The following is a 7,198-nucleotide window of genomic DNA, read 5'->3' as shown; positions in this document are numbered from 1 at the left end:
ATGGTAATGCCTGGAGATAACGTAACAATGGAAGTTGACTTAATCAACCCAATCGCGGTAGAAGAAGGACAAAGATTCGCGATAAGAGAAGGTGGAAGAACAGTTGCTTCAGGAGTTGTCGTTTCAATATTAGAATAATAGCTAACTATTGTTCGCAAGAATCAAAGCCAGTAAATAACACGAATTCCACATTATAACAAAAAATATTCAAAGAGGGGTTTAAACTCCTCTTTTTTTAATATTGAGGATTGAAAATTATTGACTTTCATATTGATTTGTGGTAACTTATACAAGGTAATGATAATGGAAGGTAATAATATCTTGAATTGTGTTTTTTTTTAAACGTATGTTTTTAAACACTTTGTTTTAAGATATTATATTCAATATATATACAATTGTATAACAAAGTGGAGGTGTATTATGAGAGTTAAGGTAACATTAGCATGTTCAGAGTGTAAGCAAAGAAACTACAACACTACTAAAAACAAGAAAAATAATCCAGACAGAATAGAGCTACAAAAATATTGTAGATTCTGTAAAAAGCATACAACTCATAAGGAAACAAAATAGGCTTTATTAAGGATGTGAGTTAGAGTGGCTGAAGAAGCAAAAAAGAAAAGATTCAGTTTGTTTAGATATTTAAAAGAAACCCGTCAAGAACTGAAAAGAGTTACATGGCCTACAGGAAAAGAATTATTAAAAAATACTGGGATAGTTTTAGCTGTAGTTGTTTCATTTACTATAATTATCTGGGGTCTAGATACTGGTTTATCTTGGCTTCTGTCACTTATAGTTAAATAGACGAAGAGAGGTGGACAAAATGTCAGAATTACAAAAAGAAAATTGGTATGTAGTTCATACTTATTCGGGACATGAAAACAAAGTCAAAGCGACTATCGAAAAGGCTGTTAAGACAAGGGGAATGGAAGATTGCATCACACAAGTAGTTGTTCCCACTGAAGATGTAGTAGAAACTACTAAGACTGGAAAAGAAAAAATAAGACAACGTAAAGTATACCCAAGCTATGTATTAGTTAAAATGATAATAACTGATGAATCATGGTATGTTGTAAGAAACACTAAGGGTGTAACTGGGTTTGTTGGTCCTGGATCTAAACCAGTGCCTCTAAGTGATGATGAGGTTAAAGCTATGGGAATAGACATAAATACTCCTAAGATAGTTGATGGAGAAATTGACTTAGAAATTGGAGATGCAATAAGAGTTGCCAAAGGGCCTTTTATGGGACAAATTGGAAACGTAGAAGACATTAATATAGATAAAAAAGAAGTTAAAGTATCTATTAATGCATTTGGTAAGCAGACTCCATTTACAATGGATGTTGATGGTATAGAGAAAATCTAATACTTATTTTATAGAGAGATTTAGAGGAGGTGCGCTGAAATGGCTAAAAAAGTTATAGGTCAAATAAAATTACAAATTCCTGCAGGAAAGGCTACACCAGCACCACCAGTTGGTCCAGCATTAGGACAACATGGTGTTAACATAATGGGATTCACAAAGGAGTTCAACGCTAAAACTGCAGATCAAGCTGGTATGATTATACCAGTTGTTATAACTGTATATCAAGATAGATCATTCAGTTTTATAACAAAAACTCCACCAGCAGCAGTGCTAATAAAGAAAGCATTAAACTTAAAAACTGCATCTGGTGAACCAAACAAGAAGAAAGTTGCTAAAATAACTCAAGCTCAACTTAAAGAAATAGCTGAGTTAAAAATGCCTGACTTAAATGCTGCATCAGTAGAAGCTGCTATGAGAATGGTTGCTGGTACTGCAAGAAGCATGGGTGTTGAAGTAATAGACTAATCTTAAACGATATTACATTACTAATATTAAAGATTTCGCTTTAAATTAGTGGGAGGTTTTAAAAACCGAATATTAACCACAAGGAGGAAAAAGAAATGGCAAAAAAAGGTAAAAGATACACAGGAGCTTTAGAAAAAGTAGATAGACAAAAATTCTATGATGCTTCAGAAGCATTAACTTTAGTTAGTGATATAGCAGGAGCTAAATTCGATGAGACTGTTGAAGCACACATTAAATTAGGTGTTGACTCAAGACACGCAGACCAACAAGTTAGAGGTGCTGTTGTACTTCCACACGGTACTGGTAAAACTAAAAAAGTTTTAGTATTCGCTAAAGGCGAAAAAGCTAAAGAAGCTGAACAAGCTGGAGCTGACTTTGTAGGAGCTGAAGAATTAGTTCAAAAAATACAAGGTGAAGGCTGGTTTGATTTTGATATAGTTGTTGCTACTCCAGACATGATGGGTGTAGTTGGTAGATTAGGTAGAGTGCTTGGACCAAAAGGTTTAATGCCAAACCCTAAATCAGGAACAGTTACATTTGATGTAACTAAAGCTATAGATGAGATAAAAGCTGGTAAAGTTGAATACAGATTAGACAAAACTAACATAATACACGTTCCAATAGGAAAAGTATCATTTGGTGGAGAAAAATTAAAAGACAACTATGCTGCTCTTATGGATGCAATAGTAAAAGCTAAGCCATCAGCTGCAAAAGGTCAATATTTAAGAAGTATAACTGTTACTTCTACAATGGGACCTGGAGTTAAAGTAAATACTGCTAAAACAGAAAATAATTAATACTTGACGACACTTGTCAAAAGTGTTAATATAATGTTTGTCAATAAAAAATAGAATAGATTTACCGTAGACAGTGGGCGCATTATGCTTAATATCCCACCGAGGTTTTTAGATAAATTTATGATTACTAAAGCTTTTGATGTCTATGGACAACAAAAGCTTTTTCGGTTTTACGGTGAAAACTAGTCTTAAATTGATAAAGGAGGTGCACGTTTATATGAAAAAAGCTATAGAAGTTAAATCAGGTGTCGTAGCTGAGATAGTTGAAAAACTAAACAGAGCTTCATCTACAATAGTTGTTGACTACAGAGGGTTAACAGTTGAAGAGGTAACTGAGCTTAGAAAACAAATGAGAGAAGCTGGTATCGATTACAAAGTGTACAAAAATACTCTAGTAAGAAGAGCAGCGCAAGAAGTTGGAATAAAAGAGTTTAATGATGAATTATTAGTAGGTGCTAATGCTATAGCATTTGGATATGATGATCCAGTAGCTCCAGCTAGAATATTAAAGAACTTTATAGATAATCATCCAAAATTAGATTTAAAAATGGGTGTTGTTGAAGGTGAATTCTACAATGAGTCTCAAATTGAAGCTCTTGCAAATATACCATCAAGAGAAGTTCTTATCGCAAAATTACTTGGCAGCTTAAAAGCTCCAGTATCAAACTTTGCATACTTAGTAGATGCAATCGCGAAAAAAGCAGAAGAACAAGAAGCTTAATAGCAAGTTAAAAAACAAAGATTAAATATGAAAATAATTTCGGAGGTGCGAAAAATGACAATAGAACAAATATTAGAAGCTATAGAAAACATGAAAGTTTTAGAATTAAATGAATTAGTTAAAGCTGCAGAAGAAAAATTCGGTGTATCTGCATCTGCTCCAGTAATGGTAGCTGGTGATGCTGGTGCTGGTGCTGCTGCTGCTGAAAAAACTGAGTTTGATGTAATATTAGCAGAAATAGGATCTTCAAAAGTTGGAGTTATAAAAGCAGTTAGAGAAGTAACTGGATTAGGATTAAAAGAAGCTAAAGAATTAGTTGACAATGCTCCTAAAGCAATAAAAGAAGCTGCTACTAAAGAAGAATCTGATGAAATAAAAGAAAAATTAGAAGCTGCTGGAGCTAAAGTAGAAGTTAAATAATTTCACTTAAATAGTATCTAAAAGATGTCTAGAGATAGACATCTTTTTTATTTGTAAAAAACTATTTACAACAAAGATTTATCATATTCGAAACTAAATTATGCGCTATAAATAAAAAATAATTGACACACAATGAGAAAAATGTTAAAATAGTTGGGTATGAGACAAAGTCTCATTTCTCTGCTCTAAAAAGATTTTAGAGCCGTTAGTCCAAAGGGAGGTGAAATAAGTGAGAGATTATGAATTAATTTACGTAGTAAAGTCAAACTCAGAAGATGAGGTAAAAGAGACTGTACTGAACAAAGTTAAGGATGTTATAGGAACTGATGGTGAAGTTGTTAAAGTTGATACTTGGGGAAATAAGAAATTAGCTTACCCAATACAAAAACTTACTGAAGGTTACTATGTATTAGTTAACTTTAAATCAGGAGTTGACGTTCCTAAAGAGATAGACAGAAACTTAAAGATAAACGAAAACGTAATAAGACACATGATAGTTGTTGCTTAATAACTAGTTTTATTATGAATAGGTGGTGTTTTTATGAATAATGTTACGTTAGTTGGAAGATTAACTAGAGATCCTGAGTTGAGATATATCCCAGGAACAGGAACACCAGTAGCCACTTTTACAATAGCAATTGATAGAGATTTTGTTAAAAAAGATGGTTCTAGAGATACGGACTTTATACCTATAGAGGTTATGGGAAAAGCTGCAGAATTCTGCGCTAACTATATCACTAAAGGAAGATTAGTATCATTACAAGGTTCAATAAGAGTTGATAATTATCAAAATCAATCAGGCGAAAAAAGAACATTCACTAAAGTAAGTACTAGATCTGTACAAGCTTTAGATAGCAATAAAAATAGATCAGAGAATTCATTCGGAGATGATTCTCAAAAGTTTGAGCCAAGCTTTGAGCCACAGGGACTTGATCCTCAAGGTTTCCAAGCTATAGACGATGACGATATACCATTCTAAAGAGATCTTTAGAGGTACTACTTTTAATAGAAAAGGAGGAAACCAATCATGATGAATAAAAAAAGACGTAAGAAAAAAAGAGTTTGTCAGTTCTGTGCTGATAAAAACGCTAAAATAGATTACAAAAATTCTCAAAGATTAACTAAGTATATAACTGAAAGAGGTAAAATATTACCAAGAAGAATTTCAGGAACTTGTGCTAAACATCAAAGAGAATTAACTGTAGCTATAAAAAGATCTAGAAATATAGCACTTTTACCATATACATTAGACTAAGAAAATAAAAAGATGGGCAATCGGCCCATCTTTTTTTAATTAACATAAAAAGGAGCACTCCATCTGGTCTAGAGTACTCCATTGTAAATGAAATAAAAAGTTTTGATATATTAAAATATTAATTTTTTTATTAAGCTTCCGGGTATTTCAAATCTTCTTCAGTTATATCTTTAATTTTTTCATAATAATATTTTAAATCTTCTTTAGCGAGGTCTACATTAAGATTTGCAAAATTACCGCATTCTATTTCGCTCATTCCTGGCATATCACCTTGATATTCTATGATTCCTTTAATTATCTTTTTAATTACACTTACTACATTTGCATGATTTGCATTTCTTACAAGTAAATAATATCCAGTTTGGCATCCCATAGGACCAAAGTAAATTACATCATCTTTCAGTTCTGAATTTCTTACAAATGTCGCAAATAAATGCTCTGTTGAATGCATTGTTGAATTGCTCATCAAACTATTTGTATTTGGTTTACGAGTTCTTAAATCATAAGTTGTGATATCTCCATCAATACGTGAAATATATACACCAGGTTCGATATATCTGTGGTCAACTACGAAACTAGCTATTTTCTCCATTTTATATTCTCCTATCATTAGTTCTAAATTCGTTTTATATTATAGTTATTAAAATTTTTAATTTATTTTAATATTAACATATATACAATATCTAGACAACTTTGATATATAATCGCTTAAATCTTCTATAACAAATGCACTTTACGTTAAAATATTGTTAATTAAATTTAAATCAGAGTCTGTTTATGTCAGAAATAGGCTATATTTTCTATGTCTAAAATAAAGCTAGTGGAGTCGTTTTTTACTATATATACTTAAATAAATTATGATTTATGTTATAATAATATTTATTAAGGAGGGCTGATTTGTGAGAGTAGATAAAGGTTCTGAGATAACTAGAAACATTAAGATAATTGAATGGATGAAGACAGAAATTTTAATGAGTGTGAGCGATCTATTCAACTTGCTTTTCAAAGGAGTAAAGCCGCTAGATGAGGCTATACAAGATACGCTTGCCAATATAATTATGATTACATATCTTTTAGCAAAAAGACTTGGAATAAGTTTTAAAGATGTTGATTATAAAGTAAAAGAAAAAATAAAAATAGGTAAGGAAGAAGATCATAGTGTTGAAAGATGGTATGGGGATCTTACCAATCTAGAGAAACATTTAGACAATAGGGAGTGATTCTGAATTGGAAATAAAGATAAAGCCATCTCAACTATTAGGTGTGGTTTTTTTGACCATTGCTTTTGCGGCGATTTCTGGCTACGTTCAAATATTAAGCTTATTGAGCCCTATTATTGCAGTAACTTATGTTTTAGTAGGGGCTAAAAACGATAGTAGAATTACTGTACAATCAGTGATTATTACATTTTTGATGCTTATGTTAAGTACAGATATTTCTTATGCGTTGTATATATGTATAACATTGATGTTACCTGGAATATTAATAGGTAGCATGATAAATACGAGTTATAAAGACGAAAAAGGCAATAAATTTGAGCCTCTGTATACAGGTATAGTAGCTTTTATAGTAGGAAATATGGGTTATTATGCAGTAGAAGTTTATATACTAAAATCTAATGTAGTAAGTACACTAGTCAGCAATGCAAGCGATATATTAGATGCAGCTTTAAAAGTTGAAAAAAGTTCAGTGATATTGGATTTAATCAGCAAAGATGATTTAATACTATTAATGCTTTTAGGATCAATAGTATTTTCGGGAATAATATATTCACTAATAGTTTTCTATTTAAGCGCATTTGCTATAAATAAAATAAATAAGGAAAAACAAAATTTTCCTAAGTTTCAAGATTTCAGATTTCCAGGAAATCCAGTATTAATTTTTATAGGTATTTACTTGATTGTTTTACTATTAGATATAGCTGAAATCGGAATAAAAATAAATTTACTAACGACTAGTTTAACTGTGATATTCCAAATTTTATTTGTAGTACAGGGAATTGTTATTTATTTTTACTATCTTAAAAATATTTCGCATAAAAATAATATGCTTATATTTATTGCACTTATTGCAGGGTTTGTAATGACAATGGGAGCATGCGTACCGATAATTGGTATGTTTGATACAATATTTGATTTTAGAAAAGTAAGAAGAAACAAATCCACTTAGGAGGATGA

At 31.3% G+C, this 7,198-nt stretch carries 13 protein-coding genes, 1 pseudogene and 1 other annotated feature; of the genes and pseudogenes, 13 read left to right on the top strand and 1 reads right to left on the bottom strand.

What is annotated here, in order from left to right:
• The 11 genes and pseudogenes from tuf to rpsR form a co-directional block, all read left to right on the top strand.
• A pseudogene (gene tuf / locus KQI18_RS11445) lies at positions 1 to 138 on the top strand (elongation factor Tu); the annotation flags it as partial.
• A 282-nt stretch (positions 139 to 420) separates the two neighbouring features.
• Complete coding sequence (gene rpmG / locus KQI18_RS11440) at positions 421 to 570, top strand: 50S ribosomal protein L33 (RefSeq protein WP_216468000.1); 150 nt, start codon at positions 421 to 423, stop codon at positions 568 to 570.
• A 24-nt stretch (positions 571 to 594) separates the two neighbouring features.
• Positions 595 to 801: a preprotein translocase subunit SecE gene (gene secE / locus KQI18_RS11435; RefSeq protein WP_216467999.1), complete on the top strand. Its 207-nt coding sequence runs from the start codon at positions 595 to 597 to the stop codon at positions 799 to 801.
• 19 nt (positions 802 to 820) lie between these two features.
• Positions 821 to 1,363 carry a transcription termination/antitermination protein NusG gene (gene nusG, locus KQI18_RS11430; RefSeq protein WP_216467998.1) on the top strand — a complete coding sequence of 181 codons (543 nt, stop codon included), beginning with the start codon at positions 821 to 823 and terminating at the stop codon, positions 1,361 to 1,363.
• Between the two features lie 39 nt (positions 1,364 to 1,402).
• On the top strand, positions 1,403 to 1,828 hold the full coding sequence (gene rplK / locus KQI18_RS11425; RefSeq protein WP_024621610.1) for a 50S ribosomal protein L11: 426 nt from the start codon (positions 1,403 to 1,405) through the stop codon (positions 1,826 to 1,828).
• Positions 1,829 to 1,923: 95 nt separating this feature from the next.
• Positions 1,924 to 2,625 carry a 50S ribosomal protein L1 gene (gene rplA, locus KQI18_RS11420; RefSeq protein WP_216467997.1) on the top strand — a complete coding sequence of 234 codons (702 nt, stop codon included), beginning with the start codon at positions 1,924 to 1,926 and terminating at the stop codon, positions 2,623 to 2,625.
• 46 nt (positions 2,626 to 2,671) lie between these two features.
• Positions 2,672 to 2,800 (top strand) — a sequence feature (ribosomal protein L10 leader region).
• A gap of 42 nt (positions 2,801 to 2,842) precedes the next feature.
• Positions 2,843 to 3,346 carry a 50S ribosomal protein L10 gene (gene rplJ, locus KQI18_RS11415; protein ID WP_216467996.1) on the top strand — a complete coding sequence of 168 codons (504 nt, stop codon included), beginning with the start codon at positions 2,843 to 2,845 and terminating at the stop codon, positions 3,344 to 3,346.
• 54 nt (positions 3,347 to 3,400) lie between these two features.
• Positions 3,401 to 3,766 carry a 50S ribosomal protein L7/L12 gene (gene rplL, locus KQI18_RS11410; RefSeq protein WP_216467995.1) on the top strand — a complete coding sequence of 122 codons (366 nt, stop codon included), beginning with the start codon at positions 3,401 to 3,403 and terminating at the stop codon, positions 3,764 to 3,766.
• A 229-nt stretch (positions 3,767 to 3,995) separates the two neighbouring features.
• Positions 3,996 to 4,274, top strand: coding sequence for a 30S ribosomal protein S6 (gene rpsF / locus KQI18_RS11405; protein ID WP_216467994.1), 279 nt, complete (start codon positions 3,996 to 3,998; stop codon positions 4,272 to 4,274).
• 33 nt (positions 4,275 to 4,307) lie between these two features.
• Entirely contained in the window at positions 4,308 to 4,745 is a 438-nt protein-coding gene (locus KQI18_RS11400; protein ID WP_216467993.1) for a single-stranded DNA-binding protein, read from the top strand.
• Between the two features lie 48 nt (positions 4,746 to 4,793).
• Entirely contained in the window at positions 4,794 to 5,021 is a 228-nt protein-coding gene (gene rpsR, locus KQI18_RS11395) for a 30S ribosomal protein S18 (protein ID WP_024621604.1), read from the top strand.
• A 130-nt stretch (positions 5,022 to 5,151) separates the two neighbouring features.
• On the opposite strand, the gene KQI18_RS11390 is transcribed toward rpsR, so the two are convergent.
• Complete coding sequence (locus tag KQI18_RS11390; RefSeq protein ID WP_216467992.1) at positions 5,152 to 5,613, bottom strand: S-ribosylhomocysteine lyase; 462 nt, start codon at positions 5,611 to 5,613, stop codon at positions 5,152 to 5,154.
• Positions 5,614 to 5,920: 307 nt separating this feature from the next.
• Between KQI18_RS11390 and KQI18_RS11385 the strand changes: the two genes are divergently transcribed.
• Together KQI18_RS11385 and KQI18_RS11380 are read left to right on the top strand one after the other, a co-directional pair.
• On the top strand, positions 5,921 to 6,241 hold the full coding sequence (locus tag KQI18_RS11385) for a MazG-like family protein (RefSeq protein WP_024621602.1): 321 nt from the start codon (positions 5,921 to 5,923) through the stop codon (positions 6,239 to 6,241).
• 7 nt (positions 6,242 to 6,248) lie between these two features.
• Positions 6,249 to 7,190 (top strand): DUF2232 domain-containing protein, encoded by a 942-nt coding sequence (locus KQI18_RS11380; RefSeq protein WP_216467991.1) that lies wholly within the window; start codon positions 6,249 to 6,251, stop codon positions 7,188 to 7,190.
• Positions 7,191 to 7,198: the final 8 nt, after the last annotated feature.

Source organism: Metaclostridioides mangenotii, from assembly GCF_018917235.1.
In the GTDB taxonomy this organism is placed as follows: Bacteria; Bacillota; Clostridia; order Peptostreptococcales; family Peptostreptococcaceae; genus Metaclostridioides.
The sequence above is the reverse complement of the archived record's forward strand: the minus strand, read 5'-3'. Positions and strand labels throughout refer to the sequence as shown.

What these genes read in the sequence shown, in the direction of transcription:
- rpmG (WP_216468000.1), top strand. Translation starts at nt 421, where the DNA reads ATGAGAGTTAAGGTAACATTAGCATGTTCAGAGTGTAAGCAAAGAAAC.
- KQI18_RS11400 (WP_216467993.1), top strand. Translation starts at nt 4,308, where the DNA reads ATGAATAATGTTACGTTAGTTGGAAGATTAACTAGAGATCCTGAGTTG.
- rpsR (WP_024621604.1), top strand. Translation starts at nt 4,794, where the DNA reads ATGATGAATAAAAAAAGACGTAAGAAAAAAAGAGTTTGTCAGTTCTGT.
- rplK (WP_024621610.1), top strand. Translation starts at nt 1,403, where the DNA reads ATGGCTAAAAAAGTTATAGGTCAAATAAAATTACAAATTCCTGCAGGA.
- KQI18_RS11390 (WP_216467992.1), bottom strand. Translation starts at nt 5,613, where the DNA reads ATGGAGAAAATAGCTAGTTTCGTAGTTGACCACAGATATATCGAACCT.
- rplA (WP_216467997.1), top strand. Translation starts at nt 1,924, where the DNA reads ATGGCAAAAAAAGGTAAAAGATACACAGGAGCTTTAGAAAAAGTAGAT.
- nusG (WP_216467998.1), top strand. Translation starts at nt 821, where the DNA reads ATGTCAGAATTACAAAAAGAAAATTGGTATGTAGTTCATACTTATTCG.
- rplJ (WP_216467996.1), top strand. Translation starts at nt 2,843, where the DNA reads ATGAAAAAAGCTATAGAAGTTAAATCAGGTGTCGTAGCTGAGATAGTT.
- rplL (WP_216467995.1), top strand. Translation starts at nt 3,401, where the DNA reads ATGACAATAGAACAAATATTAGAAGCTATAGAAAACATGAAAGTTTTA.